The sequence below is a fragment of the Bradyrhizobium sp. TM233 genome, assembly GCF_036247965.1.
Taxonomy (GTDB): Bacteria; Pseudomonadota; Alphaproteobacteria; order Rhizobiales; family Xanthobacteraceae; genus Bradyrhizobium; species Bradyrhizobium ottawaense.
In genome coordinates this window covers 753,583-775,036 of sequence record NZ_BTIG01000001.1, presented here as the reverse complement: position 1 = coordinate 775,036, position 21,454 = coordinate 753,583, and the positions used below count along the sequence as shown (strand labels likewise).

Genomic DNA, 21,454 nt, shown 5'->3' with positions numbered 1-21,454 from the left:
GTTCTGAAATCCAGCGCCGCCGCTCGCGGCGTCGCAAACCTATACCGGCTGGTGCGTCGAGAACAGGGGCATGAGCGGGGTATTCCGCAATGAAATAGGCCGAATTTCGACGATCCTGTGGGGACTTGCTAGGGGGATTTGGCAGCAGTCGCAGCAGCCTCAGCGGCTGTCACACTGGCCCGCGTGGTCTCGTGAACCATGAATTGGGCCCTGGCGAGCTCGGCGAAATGGCCGCTCTTGGCCACGAGTTCGTCGAAAGTTCCGCTTTCGATCACCCGCCCGTTCTCGAACACCAGGATCCGCGTGGCGTTGCGGATGGTGGAGAGCCGGTGCGCGATCACGAAGGTGGTGCGGCCCTTCATCACTTCGTCGAGAGCGGCATTCACCTTGGCCTCGGTGACGGCGTCGAGCGCGGAGGTGGCCTCGTCCAGGATCAGGATCGGGGGATCCTTCAACAGCGCGCGGGCGATCGACAGCCGCTGCCGCTCGCCGCCGGACAGCATGCGGCCGCGCTCGCCGGCATTGGTCTCGAAGCCGCCGCTGCGCTCGATGAAATCGAGCGCCTGCGCACGCTCGGCCGCCTTGCGCAACTCGGCCTCGGTCGCGTCCGGCTTGCCGACGCGCAGATTCTCCTCGATCGAGCGGTTGAACAGCAGCGCCTCCTGGAACACGACGCCGATATTCCGGCGCAGCGAGGTCAGCGTGACGCCGCGCACGTCCATGCCGTCGATCTTGATCAAGCCGGATTGCGGGTCGAAGGCGCGGTGCAGGAGCGCGATCGCGGTGGATTTGCCGGCGCCGGTCGGGCCGACCAGCGCGATGGTCTGGCCGGGCAGCGCGGTGAAGGTGAGGTCCTCGATCGCCGGCCGCTTGCCGTCATAGGAGAAGGTGACGTCGTTGAACTCGACGAGGCCGGACAGCCTGCCGGCGTCGATTGCGTCGGGCCGGTCGTGCACCGCGGGCACGGCGTCGAGCACATTGAAGAACTCGCGCAGGCGGGGCGCCTCCATGAACACGTTGTTGATGAAGCTCACCACCTGCTCGAGCTTCTGGATCAGCAGCGTCGCAAAGCTCACGAACATCACGATCTCGCCGACCGAGGTCAGCCCCTGGTCGTGGAGCGCGATGCCGAGCGTGAAGATCGCGAGCACGGTGATGGTGGTGGAGGCGCGCGTGATGACGGTGACCAGCGCCCACCACGACAGCACCGGCATTTGCGCGGCCAGCAACTCGTCGGCGACGGAGCGCAGTCCCTTCACCTCGGATTCGACGCGCACGAAGCTCTGCACCAGCGCGACATTGCCGAGCGCATCGGAGGCACGCGCGGACAGCTCGCTATATTGCTCCTCGACCGCCATCTGCATGCCGAAGGTCTTGCGCACCACGAAGGTCGTCAGCGCGGTGAAGACGATGCAGAGCAGGAACAGCAGGATCGCGAGCCGCCAGTTCAGGTAGAGCGACAACGGCAGCAGCACCACGACCGAGAGGATCGCGGCAAAGTGCTCGCGGAAGAAACCGAGCCACAGCCGCCACAAGGCGTCGGTGCCGTTGAGCATCACCTTCATCAGCCGGCCCGAATGGGTGCCGGAATGGAAAGTCAGCGGCAATTGCAGGATGTGCTCGAAATAGTCGGTCAGCACCGCCTGGCGCTGGCGGTGCGAGAGCCGGTCGGCCTGCAAGGCTACGAGCGCGCTGCACATGATGGTGAAGAGCCCGAACGCGACCCAGGCGATGAGGAACGGCCAGGCCGAGTTCGACCCGGCGACCGACTTGCCCGAGAGTACGTCGACGATGCGGCCGAACAGGACGGGCTCGGCGAATTGCGAGGCGGCGAGCAGGAGATTGGCAAACGCCAGCAGCCAGCCCAGCCGCGCCTCCCTGCCGAGCAGTTCGAGAACACGTGTGTAGAGACGGAGGATGGGCATGCGGCGAGGAACTCGAGCGGATAACGGAGCCCGCATTTTAAGCAGGGATCGCGCGGGAGATATAGCGGAAGAAGTCAGTTTTTCTCAGTTGATCAGCCGCGCCGCCACCGGCGGCAGGAACCGGTCGTCGAAGATGTCGCCCGCCGTGGGCCGCTTGCGGAATTTGAAATCCTGCGCGATCTGCTCGATCGAGCGCTCCAGGCGCGCCGGCTCGACGCCGCCGAGGCCGTTGCGCTTGACCTCGTCGGTCAGGATGTTGTCGACGAGAACGGTGCGCAGGCGCTCCAGCTCCAGGTCGCGGTCGCCGTCGTCGATGCGGCTCGCGGCCTCGTCCGCCGCGCGCGCCGGCTCCTTGATGGTCGCATTGATGCCGGCGATCAAGGCGCGGACGAAGCCCTTCACGGCGTCGGGCTTTGCTGCCGCGAAGGCGGGATTGACCACCACGGCGAAGCCATAGGCCTCGCAGCCATAGTCGGCATAACGCAGCACGACGAGATCGGCTCCGGGCACACCGCGATCGCGCAGGTTCACCGCGGAGAGATAGTTGAAGCCCGCGACGGCATCGACCTGTCCCGCGGACAGGATCGGCTCGCGGACCGCAGCGCCAATCTTGTGGAATTTGACGCGCGATGCCTTGATGCCGTTCTGCTGCGCCAGCGCCGGCCACAGCCGCATCGACAGGTCGCCGTCGGCAACGCCGACGGTCTTGCCGTCGAGATCGGGCAAGACATGGATGCCGCGGCTCCGGCGCGCGACGATCGCGTAGGGCGCGCGGTTGAACAGCACGAACACGGCCTTGACCGGCGTTGAGTCCTCCTTGTCGCGAAGGCGGATCAGCTCGTTGATGTCGACCAGCGCAAGCTCGCTGTCGCCCTTGGCGACGCGTGCGAGCGCCTCCGGCGATCCGGCTGCGCTGTTGAAGGACAGGTTGAGACGTTCGGCGCTGAACCTGCCGTCCTTCGCCGCAAGGAAGAACGGCGCCATGCTCGCGTCGAGCGGGCGGTCGAAGGTGAAATGGATCGCAACGGACGGCGCAGCGGTCTCGGCCGCACTGACATCGCGTGCAACGAGCGTTGCAAGCGAGATCGAGAGAGCCAGCAGGCAACGGAGGGCGGTCGTGTTGAATCCTGACATCAGTTGCGCCGGTTCCGCATTGTTATGGTTTCGTGACGCTTGCGGCGCCGGCTGCGGTCAGTGTGTCCGCGCCAATATGAACGGCGGATGAGCGGCGGTTGCGTCACGATCACGCAACCCCGTTCAGCTTGTGTTGGGGTTGGGGAACCCAACATGGGATGCGGGTGTTTGACAGACATGAGCCTGTCTGCAGGCACCATTCGAGGTCCCAAGGAGGGTCCAGGAGATGTTTGACAGCCTTTCGAAGTTTGCCGGCCGCAAGGCCGTTCTTGCCACTGCCGCGGTGCTGGCGTTGACCGCGGCTGCTCCGACCGCTTCATACGCTGGCGGTCGCCATTGGCACGGCGGTGGAGGCGGTGCGGCCGCAGCTGCGGCTTTCGCGGCAATCGGCACCGGTCTTGCCATCGCCGCGACCCGTGACTCCTACGCCTATGACTACGGTCCGGGCTATGGCTATTACGGCGGCCCCGCCTATTACAGCGGCCCGGCCTACGGCCCCTATTACGGCCCGGGCCCGAACTACCAGTATCAGCGCTATGGCGGCACGGCTCCGTCGGAGCTGTGTGGCCAAGGATATTACCAGAACTGCTACTAGCTCTGGCAGCTGGAGTTGACCATGACAGGCCGTCGCGCTTGCCGCGCCGGCCTGTTTTCTGCTTTTATTGTCGGGCGTTAACACGCCCGCCATTTGTTTAGAGTAGTTTTGAATACCATGAGTGATTCGCTTGAGCGGCTATATCTGGCTGTGCTCGCGGCCAGGGATCTTGATCCGGCAACATCGCGTACGGCCCGGCTGTTTCAGCGCGGGCCCTCGAAAATGGCAAAAAAGCTCGCCGAAGAGGCCATCGAGGTCGTGATCGATGCCGTCAATGGCGACACCGATGCCGTGATCCGGGAAAGCGCCGACCTTCTGTACAATCTCACCGTGCTCTGGGCCTCTGCGGGCGTCCGCCCCGAGGACGTCTGGCGCGAGATGACGCGGCGGGAAGACATGCTCGGCATCGCCGAGAAGCTGCCGAAATCGTCGATGAAACTGCCTAAGGTCGCGTCACCGCGCGTGGCCGCCAGGCGGCCTATTGTCGCGCTCGAGGGCCGTACCGCGCGCAAGCGCCACTAGAACGTCACAAACTCGCGATGGACAAATCCGTCCCATGGTGCTTCATCGCGGCGCCATGCTGAAACGTATCTACGACTGGTGCATCGACGCCGCCCACAAGCCCTACGCGCTCTGGATCATGGGCGTCGTGTCTTTCGCCGAAAGCTCCTTCTTTCCGGTCCCTCCGGATGTGATGCTGATCCCGATGTCCCTGGCGCGCCCGCAGCGCGCCTGGGTCTATGCGATGGTCTGTACCATCACCTCGGTGCTCGGCGGCCTGTTGGGCTATGCCATCGGCGCACTGCTGTTTGACTCGGTCGGTCATTGGCTGATCCAGGTCTATGGCCTCGGCGACAAGGTCGACGCCTTTCGCGCCTCCTATGCGGAATGGGGCGCGGTGATCATCCTGCTCAAGGGGCTGACGCCGATCCCCTACAAGCTCGTGACGATCACCTCGGGCTTTGCCGGCTACAACGTCGTCCTGTTCATCCTGTGCTCGATCGTTGCGCGCGGCGGGCGCTTCTTCATCGTCGCCATCCTGCTCAACCGCTATGGCGACTGGATCCGGGTCCGGATCGAAAAGCATCTCGGACTCGTCGTGGCGATCGGTGCCGTCGTGCTGGTGCTCGGCTTCGTGGTGGCGATCAAGCTGATCTAGATCCACAGCGCTTTGCCGCCGGGCCGGGTTCGGCTACGGTCGCCGTCATGATGGTTCGATCCGGCAATCCAGCCTTGCGGCTCGGGACGCTGATATCAGCAGTGCTGCTGGTCCTGCTCGGTGCCGCCGGGACCGGATGGCCGCAATCCGCTCCGCCGGCGCTTGGCCTGCAGGAGCAGGGGCCGCAGGCCGCGCCTCAGCCGTCGACGCCCGCTCCATCGGCGCCGCCGGCGGCAGCGGAAAATCCCGGGCTGATCAATGAAATGGGCAAGCTGTTCGACAAGCTGCCCTCGATCCTGCCGCCGATCAAAAGCCCCAGTGAAACCATGAACGACCTGTCGCGGCTGGCCAAGCCCTCGACCATGGTGTCGGGCCGGGTAGCCTGTCCGGCCTCGTCCAACGGCGCGCCCGATTGCAAGCAGGCCGCCGACCAGCTCTGCCAGAGCAAGGGTTACAAGGACGGCAAGAGCCTGAGTGCCGACTCCGCGGAAAAATGCTCGGCCAAGGTCCTGATTCCCGGCAGGGCCCGCAAGCCGGACGACTGCCGCACCGATACTTTCGTGACCAGCGCGCTGTGCCAGAACTGAAGGACGTCGCGCGAGCAGCAAGGAGCGCCCATGAGCCGTACGGAGCAGGACTTCCTCGGACAGCGTGAGATCGCCGACGACATCTATTACGGCGTCCAGACCATCCGGGGTAAGGAGAACTTCCACATCACCGGCATTCCGATGAACCAGGAGCCTTACTTCGTGAAGGCGCTCGGGTACGTCAAGAAGGCCGCCGCCATGGCCAATCGCGATCTCGGCGCGATCGACGCCAAGGTCGCGGACGCGATCATCCTCGGCTGCGACCGCGTCATCGCCGGCGACATGATGGACCAGTTCGTCACCGACTTCATCCAGGGCGGCGCCGGCACCTCCACCAACATGAACGCCAACGAGGTGATCGCGAACCTCGCACTGGAATCGCTCGGCTTCGGCAAGGGCGACTATCAGCACGTCAGTCCCAACGATCACGTCAATTACGGCCAGTCGACCAACGACACCTATCCGACCGCGTTTCGGCTGGCGCTGATCCTGCGGCTCGAGAGCTATATGACCGCGCTGCGCCAGCTCCAGGAAGCCTTCTTCACCAAGGGGCGCGAGTTCGACCGTGTCCTGAAGATGGGCCGCACGCATCTCCAGGATGCCGTGCCGATGTCGCTCGGCGCCGAATTCCGGGGATGGGGTACCACCATGGGCGAGGAGGTCGATCGCATCTCCGAGGCACGGGCGCTGCTGCGCGAGATCAATCTCGGCGCCACTGCGATCGGAACCTCCGTCACCGCGGCGCACGGTTATCCCAAGCTCGCCGTCCGGCATTTGAGCGCGCTGACCGGCGTCGACTTCATTCTCGCCGGCGACCTCGTCGAGGCGACCTCCGACACCGGCGCCTATGTGCAGCTCTCGGGCGTGCTCAAGCGCACCGCGAGCAAGCTGACCAAGATCTGCAACGACATCCGCCTGCTCGCTTCCGGCCCGCGCGCCGGCTTCAACGAGATCAACCTGCCGCAGCTGCAGCCGGGCTCTTCGATCATGCCCGGCAAGGTCAATCCTGTGATCCCCGAGGTCGTCAACCAGACCAGCTTCCTCGTCATCGGCCTCGACACCACGGTGACGCTGGCCGCGTCAGCGGGCCAGCTCCAGCTCAACGTGATGGAGCCGGTGATCTCGTTCGCGCTGTTCTTCTCTATCCGCACCATGGAGCGCGCGGTCAACAGCCTGCGCGAGAATTGCGTCGTCGGCATCACCGCCAACGAGGAGCACACCCGCAACATGGTGCTCAACTCGCTCGGCATCGTCACGGTGCTGAAGCCGCTGCTCGGCTACAAGCAATGCGCCGAGATCGCGCGCGAGGGCTACAAGAGCGGCAAGTCGCTGCACCAGATCGTCGTGGTCGAGCGCAAGCTGCTGACGCAGGAGAAGTGGGACGAGATGTTCTCGTTCGAGCGGCTGATCAATCCGGATTTGATCGGGTAGGCGTCGCTGTCATTCCGGGGCGCGCGTAGCGCGAGCCGGAATCCATTTCGCTGCGCGCATTGATGCCCGATGGATTCCGGGTTCGACGCTGACGCGTCGCCCCGGAATGGCGAGGAGAGAATTCCGCACCTTGGAATAGTGTCGCGGCATCCGCCACGGCGACAAAACGCAATACTTGACAGTGGAAAGATTGCCTTGTTGGTATGGCGGTCAACCTTCCATTGACCTGCCAACAGAGGATCGTCCCGCAATGTCCATGCCTGCCTTGTTCAAAGGACGCCTGTCGATCCCCGTGATCGGCTCGCCGCTCTTCATCATCTCGGTGCCCGATCTCGTGATCGCGCAGTGCAAGGCAGGTGTGGTCGGCTCGTTTCCGTCGCTGAACGCGCGGCCGCCGGAGCTGCTCGACGAATGGCTGGCGCGGATCACCGAGGAGCTCGCGGCCTATGACCGCGCCCATCCCGACAAGCCGTCGGCGCCGTTCGCGGTCAACCAGATCGTGCACAAGTCGAACAACCGGCTCGACCACGACATGCAGCTCTGCGCCAAGTACAAGGTGCCGATGATCATCTCCTCGCTCGGCGCGCGCGAGGAGCTGAACCAGGCCGTGCACGGCTGGGGCGGCATCGTCTTCCACGACGTGATCAACCAGAAATTCGCCCACAAGGCGATCGAGAAGGGCGCCGATGGCCTGATCCTGGTCGCGGCCGGCGCCGGCGGCCATGCCGGCACCATTTCGCCGCTGGCTTTCGTCGCCGAGACGCGAAAATGGTTCGACGGCCCGATCGCGCTGTCGGGCGCCATCGGCAACGGCAAGGCGATCCGCGCCGCGCGCATCTTAGGGGCCGACTTCGCCTATATCGGCTCGGCCTTCATCGCGACCAAGGAAGCCAACGCGGTGGAGAAGTACAAGGAGATGATCGCGGGATCGACCGCCGACGACATCGTCTATTCCAACCTCTTCACCGGCGTGCACGGCAATTATCTGAAACCCTCGATCCTCGCCGCCGGCATGGATCCGGAAAACCTGCCGACCTCCGATCCCTCCAAGATGAATTTCGGCACCGACGCTTCCGGCGAGCGCGCCAAGCCGAAGGCCTGGAAGGAAATCTGGGGCTCGGGCCAGGGCATCGGCAGCGTCGACGGCATCCTGCCCGCCGCCGAATTGATCGCGCGCTTCAAGAAGGAATACGACGAAGCGATCGATCCGCCGTTGTAGTTTCTCGTGTCCCGGACGCGGTGCAATGCGTAGCATTGCTCCGCAGAGCCGGGGCCCATCGCCGCAAGGCACGGACCCCGGATCAGCAGCGCCCCGCTACGCGCTGCGCAGCGTCCGGGGAACGTCAACCAAGACTGATTGAAAACATGCCCCCCATCTACCGCGTCGACGGCAACAGCGTCGTCACCAGTCCGGATGCCGCTGGCCCCTGGGACCGGCGCATGCAGCACGGCTCGGCGCCGGCTTCGCTGGTGACATGGGCGGCCGAGCGCATTCCGACGCCTGTCGCGATGGACATCGCGCGCGTCACCATCGATCTGATGCGGCCTGTTCCGGTGGCGCCGCTCACGATCGTGACCGACGTCTTGCGCGAGGGCCGCAAGATCCAGCTCTGCGAGATCAAGCTGCTGGCCGACGGTGTGCAGGTCGTCGGCGCAACCGTGCTCAAGATCAGGCGCCAGGCGCTGTCGTTGCCCGACGACGTCAAGGCGCTGCCGGTGACGCTGCCCTCGCCGGAGGACTCGCTGGTCGAGGACGGTCACGCCGCCACCAGCCCGTTCGTGCGTTCGGTCTCGATGCGCGCCGCGCGCGGCCGCTTCGGCCAGGCCGGCGCCGGCGCAATCTGGTTTCGTGTCGACCATCCCCTGATCGAGGGCGAAGCGATCTCGCAGGCCATGCGCGCCGTGGTCGCCGCCGATTTTTCCAACGGCACCGCCTCGACGCTCGATTTTCGCGCCTGGACCTACATCAACGCCGACCTCACCGTGAGCTTTGCGCGCCAGCCCGTCGGCGAGTGGATCCTGCTCGACGGCGACTCCTGGATCGGACCCGACGGCGCGGGGCTCGCGATGTCGCGGCTTGCGGACCGGCAAGGCTATTTCGGCCGCGCCGTGCAGAGCCTGGTGATCGAGAAGCGGTAAGCGTGACGGCGGGGCCGCGATGGCTCCTTCCGAATGAACGGCAGACTTCCGCCGCCGCGGAAGGGATGCTCGACATCCTGCCAGTTCACAGACCGTAGAAGATCTTGATCTCCCACAGCACCACGATGATAGCCGTGATCAACGTAACCGCGGCGACTGCACTTTCCAGGGAAGCGACTCTCATGTCTTACTCCGCTTCCCAGCCCCATCAGCGGTCTAGGTGATTCCCTGATTCGCGGGCAATCGGGCGGGCATCGTCGGCGCGCACTCCGTGGCGCGCTGTGGTGCCGGGGCCACAACGATCACCGTAAAATTCCGGGGGTTTTACCCCACCATCCGGTCCCGCCCGCTCCAGAAGCCCGCACGGAGCACCTTCTTGTCCACCTTGCCGACACCGGTCATCGGCAGCTGCTTCACGAACTGGATTTGCTTCGGCGCATGCGCCGAGCCTTTTCGCGTCTTCACGAGGTTGATCAGTTCGTCCGGATCGGGCCTTGCGCCCTCGCGCGGCACGACGATGGCGGTGACGGCCTCGCCCCATTTCTCGTCGGGGATGCCGACGACCGCGACCATGGCGACATCGGCGTGCTGCGACAGCACGTCCTCGACCTCGCGCGGGAAGATGTTGAAGCCGCCGGACACGATCATGTCCTTCTTGCGGTCGAGGATGAACATGTAGCCGCGCTCGTCCTTGCGCGCGATGTCGCCGGTGTGGACCCAGCCGTTCTTCAGCGTCTCGGCGGTGATGTCGGGCCGCTTCCAGTATTCCGCCATCACGTGCGGCGCGCGCACGCAGATCTCTCCGGCCTCGCCGGTCTTCACCTCCTGGTCATTGTCGTCGAGGATCTTGACCTCGCAGGCTGCGATCGGGAAGCCGCAGGACAAAAACAGCTCGGGTGCCTTAAGATCGTGATCGGCCTTGCGCAGCACCGAGACCGGATAGCATTCGGTCTGCCCGTAGAGCTGCGAGAACACCGGACCGATGCGCTCGATACCCTCGACCAGCCGGCTCGGCGACATCGCCGACGCCCCGTAGAGCACGAGCTCGAGCGAGGACAGGTCGGTCTTATCAAGCGCGGGATGATCGAGCAGCACGTAGATCATGGTCGGCACGAACAGCGTGAAGTTGATGCGCTCGCGCGCGATCGTGGCCAGCACGGCCTCGGGGTCGAATCCCCTCAGCATGTGCACGGTGCCGCCACGCATCAGGGTCGGCAGCACCTTCGTGCCGGCGACATGACTGATCGGGGCGACCGTAAGATAGCGTGCCGCGTCGGGGATCTCGAAATCGGCGAGGATCGCAGCGGCGGCTCCGGCATTCTCGCGGTGATAGCGCAGCGCGCCTTTGGATTTGCCGGTGGTGCCGCCGGTGTAGTTCAGTGTGGAGAGATCGTCGAGACCGGCGAGACACTGCGCGCTGGCGTGTCCCGCGCTCTCGATCGCCGCGAGCAGATCGACACCGTAACCGGCCGGCCCCATGGTGAAGACCGCCTTCAGCCGGGTCGCCCTCGCGGAGAGCTCGCCGCCGCGGTCGCGGAAGGCGGCCGCATCGACCACCAGCATCTCGGCCTCGGAATCCTCGAGCTGGAACAGCTGGTCCTCCAGCGATCCCAGCGGATGCAGCCAGGTGATGCAGAGCCGCGACAATTGAGCGGCGACGCCGGCGCACCAGCTGTCGGCGCGGTTCGCGGTGAGGAAGGCGACGCGCGCGCCCGCCTGCAGTCCAAGCCGCATGAACACGCCCTGGATGCGTCCGATCAGGTCGATCGTGCCCTGATAGCTCAGCGATCCCTCGGGCCACGCGAAAGCGGTGCGGCCGGGATAGCGCGACAGCGCCCGTAGCGTCTGCGCGCAAGTCGGGGACGATGCGTGGAGCGGATCGGACATATGTTTCCTCGTTGCTTTGTCATCGGCTTCTGGCGTGCCAATGTTGCCGGTGACGCTAGCACAGAGACTGCGGGAGAAAACGACAAAGCCCGCACGGCGAGGCGAGAGTGACGAGGAGATTTGCGTGAGGTCGGATCGACTGCAACGTTTCGGCGATCGTCTCGGCCTGCCGCTGATCGCGGCGCCGATGTTCCTGGTGTCGGGCGTCGAGCTCATGGTCGCGGCCTGCAGCCATGGGGTGATCGGAAGCTTCCCCACCGCGAATTGCCGCAGCACGGAGCAGCTGGATGAATGGCTCACCGCGATTGCGACGCGGCTGCGGCAGCACGAAGACCAAACCGGCCGCAAGGCCGCGCCGCTCTGTCCGAACCTGATCGTGCATCGCTCCAATGCGCGGCTCGCGCAGGATCTCGCCGTACTGCTGCAACACAAGCCGGAGATCGTCATCACCTCGGTCGGCTCGCCCGCGCCGGTCTTGGAGCCGCTGCATGACGCAGGCGCGCTGGTGCTGGCGGACGTCGCTTCGATCCGCCACGCCGAACGGGCGGCGGAAGCAGGTGTCGACGGGCTCGTGCTGCTCACGGCGGGCGCGGGCGGGCAGACCGGCTGGCTCAACCCGTTTGCCTTCGTTCGCGCGGTGCGCGCGTTCTACGACGGCATCATCGTGCTCGCCGGCGGCATCAGCGATGGCCGTGCGCTGCACGCGGCAAAAGTGCTCGGCTGCGATCTGGCCTATATGGGCACGAAGTTCATCGCGACGCGCGAGAGCATGGCGGACGAACGCTACAAGCGGATGCTGGTCGAGAGCTGCGCCGACGACATTCTGCTCACCACGGCGTTCACGGGTTTGCAGACCAGCATGCTGAGGCCGTCGATCGTGGCCGCCGGCCTCGATCCCGACGATCTCCCGGCACGGGGCGCGATCGACATCGCCGAGGATATCGACGTTGCCGCGCGCGAGAGTCGGCCAAAGCGCTGGCGCGACATCTGGAGCGGCGGGCACTCGACCTCGGGGGTGACGGACGTGCCGGCGGTTGACGAGCTGGTTGCGCGGACGCTCGCCGAATATCGTGCGGCGGGCGGGCCGTAGGCGCAGCCCGTCGAGCCCGGCCACGACGGTGTGGATCACGGTTAATCCCGGGCTCCTCCGCCCCCCTTATTTAACGGCAGATTAACCAACGCCGGCCAAGAATCCCCCTCACGGCCTGCCAATCAGGGCCGAGAGGGACAGGCGATGGACTTCGATTTTCTCAACAGCAAGACAGCGGCTTCGCTGGACGAAATCCGCGTCCGCGTCGCTCATGCCCTGGCGCGCCACCCGCTGTGCCGCAACGTCCGGTTCGACATCGTCAGCGTCCCCCGCACCCGCCGGGGCGGCAACTGGACGGTGACGCTGCAATCGGTCGAGCCGCGCGCGGTGTGGGAGGCCTCGGAGATCGTCGCCGACATCCAGGACGCCTACGACCTTTCGGCAGCTGCCTGATTTCCTTGAGTTTTCCAGGCGATGTCGCCGCAGTCCGCGCGATTGCCGCCGCGATGGCACGGTTAGGCCTTAATTATCGCCCAGTTTCCGGGCAGTGATCACGTGGACTTGAAGTTGGGCGCGGAGAGACGTTTGTCCAAAGCCATCACCATCGTTGTGCTGACCTGTTTCCTCGTCCTTGGCGCCGCCACCACCGCCATTCTTGGCCGGGACAGCGTGCCCAGCGTCAGCGAAGAGATGATCGCGCAGACGCCTCCGGCCAAGCCGCTCGCCACCAACCGCGCCGCCAAGGCCGACCGTCTGGTTCCGACCCTGGCGCTGGCTTCGGCCGCGATCGAGCCGGTCCAGGTGCCGGCCGACAGGCTTTCGCAGGCACCCGTGCTGGCCGAGCCGTTGCGCCAGGCCTTCGCCGCCGCCACGCCATCCGATTTCCCGATGCCCAAGGCGTCGAGCCTGTCCGAAGCGCCCGCCGCGGCGGAGGTTCCCGCCGTCGAAGTTCCGGCCAAGCCGAAGGTTGTGGCCAAGCCGCAGCCGCAGAAACATTATACCCTGCTGTCCGACGCACAGATCTCCGGCATCCGGGATCGCCTGAAGCTGTCCTCGTCGCAGGAATATTACTGGCCTTCGGTCGAGACTGCGCTGCGCAACGTTGTTCGCAAGATCTCGGCCAACAAGCTCTCCAATCCGAACGCGCCACCGAGCGCGCAGATCGATCCGAATTGCGACGAGGTCCAGCAGTTGAAGTCGGCCGCCATGCCGCTGCTGTTCCAACTGCGTGACGATCAGAAGGAAGAAGTGCGCAAGCTCGCCCGCCTCATCGGGCTAGAAAAAGTCGCGCAGCAGATCTGACGCGCGGGGTTCCTCCGGGAACCGCTCCTGCATCAGGAACATCTGGCAATCGACGTGCGTTGCTCGCCCCAAAGAGGGAGTGGATCAATGCGCGCCTCGACAGCCTATTTCATCGGTGCCGGAACTATCGTCGCGGCCATTGCCATCGGTGTTGGCGGCGGCATCGTTGCCGGCAACATCATGAATCCGGTCGCGTCCAAACAGGGCCCGGACACCAGCAAGATGGCTCAGCGCGCCGAATCCGCTGGTGCGCCGGCACAGACGAGCGCGCCGTCGGAACGCGTCAATTATCTCGCCGGCTCGAAAGCCTTCGGCGCAATGATCGCCGCGCCCGCGCAAGCCGAAGCGAAGCCGGAAGCCGCAAAGCCCGACACGCAGCCCACTCAGGCGATTGCCGAACCGCCCGCACCGCCGCCTTCACAAGCGGCCGCGGTTGAGCCACCCAAGGAACAGTCCAAGGAACAGTTCAAGGAACAGTCGAGGCCAGCAATCGCATCGTCCTCGAGGGCCGCAAGACCTGCCGAGCAGCAGGCATCGGCCGACCCGGCCTCTTCACCCGATAACGCCTATGCCAAGGCGAGGGAGTCCGACGTGAAGCGCGCTGCGTCAGAGCGGCGCCGGATGGAGCGCCGCGAGCGCTGGGCCGAGCGCCGCCACTACGACACCCGCGAGCAGCGCGGCCTGCGCGACCGCACCGATTGGGACGACGTCGCGCGCAACATCCGGGAAGATTCCGATGCGCATGATTACGCCAGCCGGCCGCGCGGCGGCTTCCCGCAGATCAGGCTGTTCGGATCCGACGACGACTAGCTCAGCCTGCGATGCCGCCTGCAATGGAGAAGGCGCGCCGCCGTCACGTCATTCCCGCGCGCCGCAATCCTTCGAGATAATGCGCACGATCCTCGTCCCGCAACATCGGCAGTTCGCGCGTGATCCAGGCGAGCGAGACCTCGGGTTGGGCTCGGCGCAGACCTTCCAGGGCGGAAGCTGCCAGCGCCGGATCTCCTGACATTCCGGCCGCCGCCGTCAAGACACGGTGCGCGCCGACGAAATCGCCGCGCTGCCGCATCGATTCCCGCGCCATCTGCACGGCTCCGTCATAGTCACGGCCGACGAACCGGGCATAGGCCGCAACCCCGCAATAGATCGCCGCGAGCGGATCGCGCGGGCTCAGCCGCAGCGCGCGACGTGCGGCGGCATCGCCCTCCTGCCATCGTCCGGCGTAGCATAGCGTCACGCCGTAAAAGGCGTGCGCCATCGCGAAGTTCGGATTGAGCGTCAGCGCCAGCTCGAACTCCGCCAGCGCGTCGTCGAAGCGGCGGCGGAACAGATAGGTGTAGGCGAGGCCGTGATGGGCCCAGGCATCCTCGCGATCCGCCTCCACCGCAGCGAGCGCCGCGCGTTCGGCGATCGGCACTGTCGCGGCCATGTCGGCCCAGCCCATATGCGCGCCGAAGATATGGCTGGTCGCGAGCAGGCCCAGCGCCTTGCCATAGGCGGGATCGATCGCGACGGCCTTTTCGAGCAGCCCTTGCGCGGCGGCATTGTCCTCGCGCGTGCTGCGCCAGTGATGCGACAAGGCGCGCATCACGAGGTCCCAGGCATCCAGGCTCCCGGGCGGCTTCTGCTGGGCGCGAAAACTCTCGGCGGCATAGAGCTGCGGCTCGATCGCAGCGACGATCGCCTCGGTGATCTCGTCCTGCACGGCGAAGATGTCGGCGAGCTCACGGTCGTAGCGCTCGGCCCAGAGATGGCTCCCGGTCGAGACGTCGTTGAGCTGGGCGGAGATGCGCAGGCGCTCGCCGCTCCGCCGCACGCTGCCTTCGACCACGTAGCGCACCCCGAGCTCCTGCGCGACCTCGCGGATGTGCACGGCGCGGCCTTTGTAGACGAAGGAGGAGTTGCGCGCGATGACGAAGAACCAGCGCAGCTTCGACAGCGCGGTGATGATGTCCTCGCTGATGCCGTCGGAGAAATAATCCTGCTCGGCCGCGCCGCTCATATTGGTGAAGGGCAGCACGGCGATCGCCGGCCGCTCGGGAAGCGCGAGTGCGGCGCGCTGCACCCGTGCGGCGTAACCGGGCTCCGGCGCGATTGCGCCACCCATCGTGCTACCTTTGGCCTCGACATCGCCGACGAAGCGAAAGCCCTTGCGGGCGATGGTGCGGATCAGCGCCTGGCTCGCGCCACTGTCGCCGACCGCCTTGCGCGCCGCGTTGATCCGGCTGGTCAAGGTGGATTCGGAGACGCTGCGCCCATGCCAGATCTTGTCGATCAGCTCGTCCTTGCTGACCACCCGGTCGCGGTTCTGCATGAGGTGGACGACGAGATCGAAGACCTGCGGCTCCACGGCAACGGGAACCTGCTCGCGGCTCAGCTCGCGCCGGTCGGTATCGAGAAGGTGGTCCCGGAACAGAAACTGCACGTTGAAACTCAGGCCTCACTACGAATTGGGGCTAGTAAAAAAACAAAATGAAATTTGGGTCGAAAACTGTGAGTCTACCGAAGGGGCCGCTTGGTTCATCGCGATCGCGTGATGGCAGCCATGCCGTGCGATTGGGGCAGGTTGCCGTGGACGACGTGTCGACCGGATATCTCCGTCCGCAATCGATCCGTCATCCTGAGGTGCGAGGCACGCGGCGCAAGGCGCCGCGTGGGGAGCCTCGAAGGGTGTACGGCCACGATGCAGCCGGGCCGTCCATCCTTCGAGGCTCCTCGTGCGCTGCTCCGCATCGCACGCCTCGCACCTCAGGATGACGGAGTAACGGGGGGACGTGTGCCTAACCTCGCCGCGCGGGAGACGCGACGAACTGCGAATCTCCCTTTGCCGAACCGCGTGCCCTGCGTAAGCTATCGCCCACACAAACACCAACCACGAAGAAACGCCCATGCCCGCCTTTGCTGCCTCCACCACCGTGCTCGATTCCATGTTGTTCCGCGACGCCTTCGGTACGCCCGAGATGCGGGAGGTGTTCTCCGACGTCGCGCTGGTGGCTCGCTACGCCGAGGTCGAGGTGGCGCTGGCGAAGGCTGAGGCGAAATGCGGCGTGATCCCGCAGGAGGCCGCCGATCAGATCGCGGCGCGGACCGACGTCGCCGCTTTCGATTTCGATCTGCTCAGGCAGGAGACCGACATCGTCGGTTATCCGATCCTGCCTCTGGTGCATCAGATGGTGAAGCAGTGCGGCGAGGCCGGCCGCTACGTGCATTGGGGCGCGACCACGCAGGACATCATGGACACTGCCGTGGTGCTGCAACTGCGCGCCGCGCTCGGGATCGTCGAACGCGACATCGCCGAACTCCGCCGCATCCTCGCCGATCTCTCGAAGCGATATCGCGATACGCCGATGGCCGGCCGCACCCATCTCCAGCAGGCGCTGCCGGTGACCTTCGGCTACAAGACCGCGATCTGGCTCGCTATGTTCGACCGCCACGCCGAGCGCCTGGCGCAATTGAAGCCGCGCGTGCTGGTCGGTCAGTTCGCCGGCGCCGCCGGCACGCTGGCCTCGCTCGGCGACAAGGGCTTTGCCGTGCAGGAAGCGCTCTGCGCTGAGCTCAAGCTCGGCGTTCCCGCCTCGACCTGGCACGTCGCGCGCGACGGATTTGCGGAAGGCGTGAACTTCCTTGCGCTCGTCACCGGCTCGCTCGGCAAGATCGCGCTCGACATCATGATCATGGCCTCGACCGAGTTCGCCGAGGTCTACGAGCCCTTCGTCAAGGGCCGCGGCGCCTCCTCCACCATGCCGCAGAAGCGCAACCCGATCTCGTCGGAGCTGATGCTGGCGGCGTCCAAGGCGGTGCGCCAGCACGCCGGCCTGATGCTCGATGCCATGGTGCAGGATTTCGAGCGCGCCACGGGCCCCTGGCACGCCGAATGGATGGCGATCCCCGAAAGCTTCGTGCTGACCGCCGGCGCGCTGCATCAGGCGAAGTTTGCACTCGCAGGCCTCATCGTGGACGAGGCGAAGATGAACGACAATCTCGCGATCAGCCGCGGCCTGATCGTGGCCGAAGCGGTCATGATGGGGCTCGCGCCGCAGCTCGGCCGGCAGGAGGCCCATGACGTGGTCTATGACGCCTGCCGTCAGGCCAACGAGAAGGGCATGAGCCTGGCCGATGCGCTGTCGGCGGACTCCCGGATAGCGAGCCGCATCGATCGCGCCACAATCGAGGCGCTCACCTCACCGAAAAATTACCTTGGGCTCGCGCCCGCCATGGTTGACCGGGTGCTGAAATCGGCAACGCGTTGAAAACCAAGATGCGTGAAACTGCGTATCTTCCCCAAGTCGCAAGGTGCTCGCGCACTTGCGTCCCGCGATGCTAGACTTAGATTGAACGACAGACTTTCGGCAGAGGGCCCCGCATGACTGATCACCGCAATTCCACCACTCCCATCGATCCCGTGAAGCTCGACCGGCTGGCCGAGGTGGCGGTGAAGGTGGGCCTGGGCTTGCGGCCGGGACAGGATCTTCTTCTGACGGCGCCCGCGATCGCGCTGCCGCTGGTGCGGCGGATCGCCGTGCATGCCTACAAGGCCGGCGCCGGCATCGTGACACCGATCCTGTCGGACGAGGAGATGACGCTGGCGCGCTACCGCCACGGCCACGACAGCAGTTTCGATCGTGCCGCCGGCTGGCTCTACGAGGGCATGGCCAAGGCGTTCTCCGACAACACCGCGCGGCTCGCCATCGTCGGCGACAATCCGATGCTGCTGTCGGGCGAGGATCCTTCCAAGGTGGCGCGCGCCAGCAAGGCGAACTCGATGGCCTATCAGCCCGCCCTGGAAAAGATCGTCAATTTCGACACCAACTGGAACATCATCGCCTATCCGAGCCTGTCCTGGGCCAGGCTGGTGTTCCCTGATGATCCCGAGGACGTCGCGGTCGGCAAGCTCGCGGATGCGATCTTCGCGGCGTCCCGCGTCGACCGCGAGGACGCGATGGACAATTGGGCGAGCCACAATGCGGTGCTGCGCGAGCGTACCAACTGGCTCAACGGCCAGCGCTTCCGCGCGCTCCAGTACAACGGACCGGGTGTGGACCTCACCATCGGACTTGCCGACGGCCACGAATGGGAAGGCGGAGCCTCGCTCTCCAAGAACGGCATCAGCTGCAACGCCAACATCCCGACCGAAGAGGTCTTCACCACGCCGCATTGCCGCCGCGTCTACGGCCATGTCGTGAGCTCGAAGCCGCTGTCCTATCAGGGCACGCTGATCGACAACATCGCGGTGCGCTTCGAGGACGGCAAGATCGTCGACGCAAAGGCCTCGCGCGGCGCGGAGGTGCTGAACAAGGTGCTCGACACCGACGAGGGCGCCCGGCGCCTCGGCGAAGTGGCGCTGGTGCCGCATTCCTCGCCGATCTCGCAGAGCGGGCTGTTGTTCTACAACACGCTGTTCGACGAGAACGCAGCATCCCACATCGCGCTCGGCCAGTGCTATTCGAAGTGCTTCGTCAACGGCGCGCAGCTCACCCCGCAGCAGATCGCCGCGCAAGGCGGCAACCAGAGCCTGATCCATATCGACTGGATGATTGGCTCGGCCGAGACCGATATCGACGGCATCTTGCCCGATGGCAGCAAGGTACCGGTATTCCGCAAGGGCGAGTGGGCGAAGTAGCGCGCGTCACCTCTCCCCGCGCGGCTATCCTTCGAGCCGCCCGCTTGGGCGGGGCTCCTCAGGCCGAGGATTGAGTGCGCCGCAGTCGCTCCAGCGCACCGCTGTCGATGAGCCTCATCCTGAGGAGACAGCGGAGCGGTCGTCTCGAAGGACGAGGCGCTCGCTCAGGCCGTCCCGTACCGCCTCACGCCGCCGCGTTGCGCAGCATCGGATTGTTGTCGATGCTGAAGCGGTTGAACAGTGTCGTGAACGGGCTGCCGTCGGTGGCGCGCACGATGGCGTCGGAAGCAGCGATCGCCTCGTAGAGCGCGCCGACGGGATCGTCCGCCTCGCCCAGGTCGAGGCTCTTGAGGATCTCCTCGCGAGCCTCGTTGATGTCGTCCTCGTCGTCGAGCGTCGCCTCCAGCGCCTCCGCCGCACGCCGCATCTCCGCGAGGTCGCCGCCGCCGGAAAATTTGAGGATGTCGAGCCAATAGGGGCGGGCGATGACGAGCTGGACGAACGCCTCGAACGTGTCGGCGATAATTCCTGCGCGGCCCTCCGATGAGACGTAAAGCACATTCTGCGGCGGCAGCAGCACGAACGCGCCGCCGGAGCCGTCACTGCCGATCTGCCGTGGGTTTTCGATGCCGTCGATGGTGAACCAGGGCTCTTCGTCCGGCGTGAAGGAGACATCGAGGCTGACCAACCAGGCGACGGTCTCAGGATTGGCTGTCAGAACCTCGGGCGTGAGGGGCATCAGCGTGGCTCCGTTTTATGCTTCCGCGCACTTTGTCGCACCCCGGAAAAGATCGGTTCATGTGCTCGAATTTGCAGGGAAATTGCGGCGTTAACCGCTTCGGGCCTGCAACTTCCGGCTGATTGTCGGGGCCTGCGTAAGAAAGAATTAAAAACCGATGACTAGCGTTCCCGGCATCTTTCGAAACAATCCGGGCCGAGACCCGGCAATACTTTATTATATCCCCCGGGGAAGAAGATGTCGCGCGCATTGATTGAAATCGGTAGTTGCAATGTCGAGCTCGAGCTGCGGCCGATCGAGCCGTCCTGGATCATCGAGGGCAATCCCGTGTCGCGCTCGCACATCCTGTCCACCAGTGCCGACGGCACCGCCTCGACCATCATCTGGCAGTGCACCGAAGGCCGCTTCAACTGGTACTACGATATCGACGAGACGATCATGATCATGGAAGGATCGATCGTGCTCGAAAGCGACGGCATGCCGCCCAAGCGCTACGGCCCCGGCGACGTGATCTTCTTCCGCGACGGCGCGCACGCCAAGTGGCATGTCGAAGGCCACGTCAAGAAGATCGCCTTCTGCCGCAAGACCAATCCCGTGATGATCGGCTTCCTGATCCGCGTCGTCAACAAGCTGAAGAAGATCTTCGCCTCCACCGGAGAGCGCCGTCCGGCCTCCCTGATGGGTGCCGGCTAGTCTCAATTCAAGAACGCTTCCCAGCGGCCACGACGGAAGAGGGGTCGGGATCATCCCGGCCCCTCTTCTCGTCATGACGGCAGCTCGAGCCGGTAGACGTCGGTGGCGGTCTGCGAGAACAGCGCGGTCTTCTCGGCCTCGCTCAGGGGTGAGGCGATGCGCTTGAAGGCGTTGAAGATCACCTGGTAGCTGCACTGGCCCTTGTCCGGCGGGAAGTTGCTCTCGAACATCGCGCGCTTGGGTCCGAACGCCTCGATGCAGGTTTCGACGTAAGGGCGCCAGGCCGCGGCGAGTTCCTCGGATGACGGCGGGCTCTCGCGCAAATGGAAGTCGTAGCCGAGCAGGCACATGGCGAGGCCGCCGAGCTTCACCACCACGTTCTCGCATGTCGCGATCTCGCGGATCGAGGCGCGCCATTGCGCAAACACCTCTTCGCGGCGTCCCGCAAAGCGGCCGATTCCGGCCGGGCCGCCGCAATGGTCGAGCACGATCCGGGTATCGGGGAAGGCGCGCGCCAATTCGGTCAGCTCGCCGATCTGCGGATGGAACAGCCAGGCATCGAAGCTGAGGTTCAGTGGGGCCAGGCAGGCAAAGCCTTTGCGGAAAGCTGGATCCTGCAACAGTCCCTTCGGCCGGTTCGCATACATTCCGGCGACGACGGGGTCTTCGTCCCAGGCCGAGGAATGCCGGATGCCGCGGAAGCGGCCATTGCCGGCCGCGATCTCCGCTTCCAGCACCGGCTTGGCCGCCTCGCCCAGCAGCAGATTAGCGTGGCTGACGATGCCGGCACAGATCGCCGCCTTGCCGTAAGCGCCACTCGCGCTCATCGCGGCGACGCCGTTGGCGAACTCGACTTCGCCGACGGGCCGGAACGCTTCCGGCCCATGCGCGCGATACATCGAGCGGCAATCGACATAGACGGTCGCGATGACGTTGTGGCCTGTCGCGATGTCGGCCGCCATTTCCTCGATCAGATAGCGGTGCCCGCGACTCCAGAGATGGTGATGGGGATCGACGATCGGCCGCAAGGGATCGATGATCTCCTCTTGATGCAGCGCGAGCCAGTCCTCGCGCGGCTCGACGAACAGCCCGCTCGTATTGGCGGGCACACTGCTTGCAGCCATCGGTGTTCGCTCCCTGTCGTCTTTTGAGGGAGGAGCCTAACATCTCACACGCACGCACAGCAGCGCGCATTGCTCAGAGCGCCATGGCA

The 21,454-nt window shown here is 65.3% G+C and carries 20 protein-coding genes; 14 read left to right on the top strand and 6 right to left on the bottom strand.

Annotation, left to right across the window (positions count from 1 at the left end; all coding sequences use genetic code 11):
• Window positions 1-128 precede the first annotated feature (128 nt).
• Entirely contained in the window at window positions 129-1,925 is a 1,797-nt protein-coding gene (locus AABA86_RS03640) for a glucan ABC transporter ATP-binding protein/ permease (RefSeq protein WP_338305758.1), read from the bottom strand.
• 84 nt (window positions 1,926-2,009) lie between these two features.
• On the bottom strand, window positions 2,010-3,059 hold the full coding sequence (locus tag AABA86_RS03635; RefSeq protein WP_338305756.1) for an ABC transporter substrate-binding protein: 1,050 nt from the start codon (window positions 3,057-3,059) through the stop codon (window positions 2,010-2,012).
• Window positions 3,060-3,285: 226 nt separating this feature from the next.
• Here AABA86_RS03635 and AABA86_RS03630 point away from each other — a divergent pair, with 226 nt between their 5' ends.
• The 7 genes from AABA86_RS03630 to AABA86_RS03600 all read left to right on the top strand — a co-directional run bounded on the left by AABA86_RS03630 (window position 3,286) and on the right by AABA86_RS03600 (window position 8,970).
• Window positions 3,286-3,654 (top strand): hypothetical protein, encoded by a 369-nt coding sequence (locus AABA86_RS03630; protein WP_338305755.1) that lies wholly within the window; start codon window positions 3,286-3,288, stop codon window positions 3,652-3,654.
• 117 nt (window positions 3,655-3,771) lie between these two features.
• Window positions 3,772-4,176, top strand: coding sequence for a phosphoribosyl-ATP diphosphatase (gene hisE, locus AABA86_RS03625; RefSeq protein ID WP_063200315.1), 405 nt, complete (start codon window positions 3,772-3,774; stop codon window positions 4,174-4,176).
• A gap of 34 nt (window positions 4,177-4,210) precedes the next feature.
• Entirely contained in the window at window positions 4,211-4,813 is a 603-nt protein-coding gene (locus AABA86_RS03620; RefSeq protein ID WP_212245897.1) for a YqaA family protein, read from the top strand.
• 47 nt (window positions 4,814-4,860) lie between these two features.
• A complete protein-coding gene (locus AABA86_RS03615) occupies window positions 4,861-5,400 on the top strand; it encodes a hypothetical protein (protein WP_338305754.1) in 540 nt (179 codons plus the stop codon).
• Window positions 5,401-5,430: 30 nt separating this feature from the next.
• Window positions 5,431-6,831, top strand: coding sequence for an aspartate ammonia-lyase (locus AABA86_RS03610; protein ID WP_338305753.1), 1,401 nt, complete (start codon window positions 5,431-5,433; stop codon window positions 6,829-6,831).
• 250 nt (window positions 6,832-7,081) lie between these two features.
• The gene (locus AABA86_RS03605) at window positions 7,082-8,050 is read left to right on the top strand and encodes an NAD(P)H-dependent flavin oxidoreductase (protein ID WP_008133678.1); all 969 of its coding nucleotides are present in this window, start codon (window positions 7,082-7,084) and stop codon (window positions 8,048-8,050) included.
• 146 nt (window positions 8,051-8,196) lie between these two features.
• The gene (locus tag AABA86_RS03600; protein WP_338305752.1) at window positions 8,197-8,970 is read left to right on the top strand and encodes a thioesterase family protein; all 774 of its coding nucleotides are present in this window, start codon (window positions 8,197-8,199) and stop codon (window positions 8,968-8,970) included.
• 324 nt (window positions 8,971-9,294) lie between these two features.
• Here the strand turns inward: AABA86_RS03600 and AABA86_RS03595 are convergent, their stop codons facing one another.
• Window positions 9,295-10,857: an AMP-binding protein gene (locus AABA86_RS03595; RefSeq protein WP_212245889.1), complete on the bottom strand. Its 1,563-nt coding sequence runs from the start codon at window positions 10,855-10,857 to the stop codon at window positions 9,295-9,297.
• A 124-nt stretch (window positions 10,858-10,981) separates the two neighbouring features.
• On the opposite strand from AABA86_RS03595, the gene AABA86_RS03590 reads away from it, so the two are divergent.
• The 4 genes from AABA86_RS03590 to AABA86_RS03575 all read left to right on the top strand — a co-directional run bounded on the left by AABA86_RS03590 (window position 10,982) and on the right by AABA86_RS03575 (window position 13,999).
• Window positions 10,982-11,947 (top strand): NAD(P)H-dependent flavin oxidoreductase, encoded by a 966-nt coding sequence (locus tag AABA86_RS03590; RefSeq protein ID WP_338305751.1) that lies wholly within the window; start codon window positions 10,982-10,984, stop codon window positions 11,945-11,947.
• 144 nt (window positions 11,948-12,091) lie between these two features.
• A complete protein-coding gene (locus tag AABA86_RS03585; protein WP_028140683.1) occupies window positions 12,092-12,340 on the top strand; it encodes a hypothetical protein in 249 nt (82 codons plus the stop codon).
• A 132-nt stretch (window positions 12,341-12,472) separates the two neighbouring features.
• A complete protein-coding gene (locus AABA86_RS03580) occupies window positions 12,473-13,189 on the top strand; it encodes a hypothetical protein (protein WP_212245885.1) in 717 nt (238 codons plus the stop codon).
• Window positions 13,190-13,276: 87 nt separating this feature from the next.
• Window positions 13,277-13,999 (top strand): hypothetical protein, encoded by a 723-nt coding sequence (locus AABA86_RS03575; RefSeq protein WP_338305750.1) that lies wholly within the window; start codon window positions 13,277-13,279, stop codon window positions 13,997-13,999.
• A 43-nt stretch (window positions 14,000-14,042) separates the two neighbouring features.
• Here the strand turns inward: AABA86_RS03575 and AABA86_RS03570 are convergent, their stop codons facing one another.
• Window positions 14,043-15,614, bottom strand: a complete 1,572-nt coding sequence (locus AABA86_RS03570) for a winged helix-turn-helix domain-containing tetratricopeptide repeat protein (RefSeq protein ID WP_212245881.1) — start codon at window positions 15,612-15,614, stop codon at window positions 14,043-14,045.
• Between the two features lie 463 nt (window positions 15,615-16,077).
• On the opposite strand from AABA86_RS03570, the gene pcaB reads away from it, so the two are divergent.
• Both pcaB and AABA86_RS03560 read left to right on the top strand, forming a co-directional pair.
• Entirely contained in the window at window positions 16,078-17,439 is a 1,362-nt protein-coding gene (gene pcaB / locus AABA86_RS03565) for a 3-carboxy-cis,cis-muconate cycloisomerase (protein WP_338305749.1), read from the top strand.
• A 113-nt stretch (window positions 17,440-17,552) separates the two neighbouring features.
• Window positions 17,553-18,809: an aminopeptidase gene (locus AABA86_RS03560; protein WP_338305748.1), complete on the top strand. Its 1,257-nt coding sequence runs from the start codon at window positions 17,553-17,555 to the stop codon at window positions 18,807-18,809.
• A gap of 184 nt (window positions 18,810-18,993) precedes the next feature.
• Here the strand turns inward: AABA86_RS03560 and AABA86_RS03555 are convergent, their stop codons facing one another.
• Window positions 18,994-19,548, bottom strand: coding sequence for a hypothetical protein (locus AABA86_RS03555; RefSeq protein WP_212245875.1), 555 nt, complete (start codon window positions 19,546-19,548; stop codon window positions 18,994-18,996).
• Window positions 19,549-19,785: 237 nt separating this feature from the next.
• Between AABA86_RS03555 and AABA86_RS03550 the strand changes: the two genes are divergently transcribed.
• Window positions 19,786-20,241 carry a cupin domain-containing protein gene (locus AABA86_RS03550; protein WP_028140678.1) on the top strand — a complete coding sequence of 152 codons (456 nt, stop codon included), beginning with the start codon at window positions 19,786-19,788 and terminating at the stop codon, window positions 20,239-20,241.
• A 71-nt stretch (window positions 20,242-20,312) separates the two neighbouring features.
• Here the strand turns inward: AABA86_RS03550 and AABA86_RS03545 are convergent, their stop codons facing one another.
• Window positions 20,313-21,365, bottom strand: coding sequence for an amidohydrolase family protein (locus tag AABA86_RS03545; RefSeq protein WP_338305747.1), 1,053 nt, complete (start codon window positions 21,363-21,365; stop codon window positions 20,313-20,315).
• Between the last annotated feature and the right edge of the window lie 89 nt (window positions 21,366-21,454).

What these genes read in the sequence shown, in the direction of transcription:
- AABA86_RS03545 (WP_338305747.1), bottom strand. Translation starts at nt 21,365, where the DNA reads ATGGCTGCAAGCAGTGTGCCCGCCAATACGAGCGGGCTGTTCGTCGAG.
- AABA86_RS03640 (WP_338305758.1), bottom strand. Translation starts at nt 1,925, where the DNA reads ATGCCCATCCTCCGTCTCTACACACGTGTTCTCGAACTGCTCGGCAGG.
- AABA86_RS03610 (WP_338305753.1), top strand. Translation starts at nt 5,431, where the DNA reads ATGAGCCGTACGGAGCAGGACTTCCTCGGACAGCGTGAGATCGCCGAC.
- AABA86_RS03555 (WP_212245875.1), bottom strand. Translation starts at nt 19,548, where the DNA reads ATGCCCCTCACGCCCGAGGTTCTGACAGCCAATCCTGAGACCGTCGCC.
- AABA86_RS03575 (WP_338305750.1), top strand. Translation starts at nt 13,277, where the DNA reads ATGCGCGCCTCGACAGCCTATTTCATCGGTGCCGGAACTATCGTCGCG.
- pcaB (WP_338305749.1), top strand. Translation starts at nt 16,078, where the DNA reads ATGCCCGCCTTTGCTGCCTCCACCACCGTGCTCGATTCCATGTTGTTC.
- hisE (WP_063200315.1), top strand. Translation starts at nt 3,772, where the DNA reads ATGAGTGATTCGCTTGAGCGGCTATATCTGGCTGTGCTCGCGGCCAGG.
- AABA86_RS03585 (WP_028140683.1), top strand. Translation starts at nt 12,092, where the DNA reads ATGGACTTCGATTTTCTCAACAGCAAGACAGCGGCTTCGCTGGACGAA.
- AABA86_RS03620 (WP_212245897.1), top strand. Translation starts at nt 4,211, where the DNA reads ATGGTGCTTCATCGCGGCGCCATGCTGAAACGTATCTACGACTGGTGC.
- AABA86_RS03615 (WP_338305754.1), top strand. Translation starts at nt 4,861, where the DNA reads ATGATGGTTCGATCCGGCAATCCAGCCTTGCGGCTCGGGACGCTGATA.
- AABA86_RS03630 (WP_338305755.1), top strand. Translation starts at nt 3,286, where the DNA reads ATGTTTGACAGCCTTTCGAAGTTTGCCGGCCGCAAGGCCGTTCTTGCC.
- AABA86_RS03560 (WP_338305748.1), top strand. Translation starts at nt 17,553, where the DNA reads ATGACTGATCACCGCAATTCCACCACTCCCATCGATCCCGTGAAGCTC.
- AABA86_RS03635 (WP_338305756.1), bottom strand. Translation starts at nt 3,059, where the DNA reads ATGTCAGGATTCAACACGACCGCCCTCCGTTGCCTGCTGGCTCTCTCG.
- AABA86_RS03595 (WP_212245889.1), bottom strand. Translation starts at nt 10,857, where the DNA reads ATGTCCGATCCGCTCCACGCATCGTCCCCGACTTGCGCGCAGACGCTA.
- AABA86_RS03550 (WP_028140678.1), top strand. Translation starts at nt 19,786, where the DNA reads ATGTCGCGCGCATTGATTGAAATCGGTAGTTGCAATGTCGAGCTCGAG.
- AABA86_RS03600 (WP_338305752.1), top strand. Translation starts at nt 8,197, where the DNA reads ATGCCCCCCATCTACCGCGTCGACGGCAACAGCGTCGTCACCAGTCCG.
- AABA86_RS03605 (WP_008133678.1), top strand. Translation starts at nt 7,082, where the DNA reads ATGTCCATGCCTGCCTTGTTCAAAGGACGCCTGTCGATCCCCGTGATC.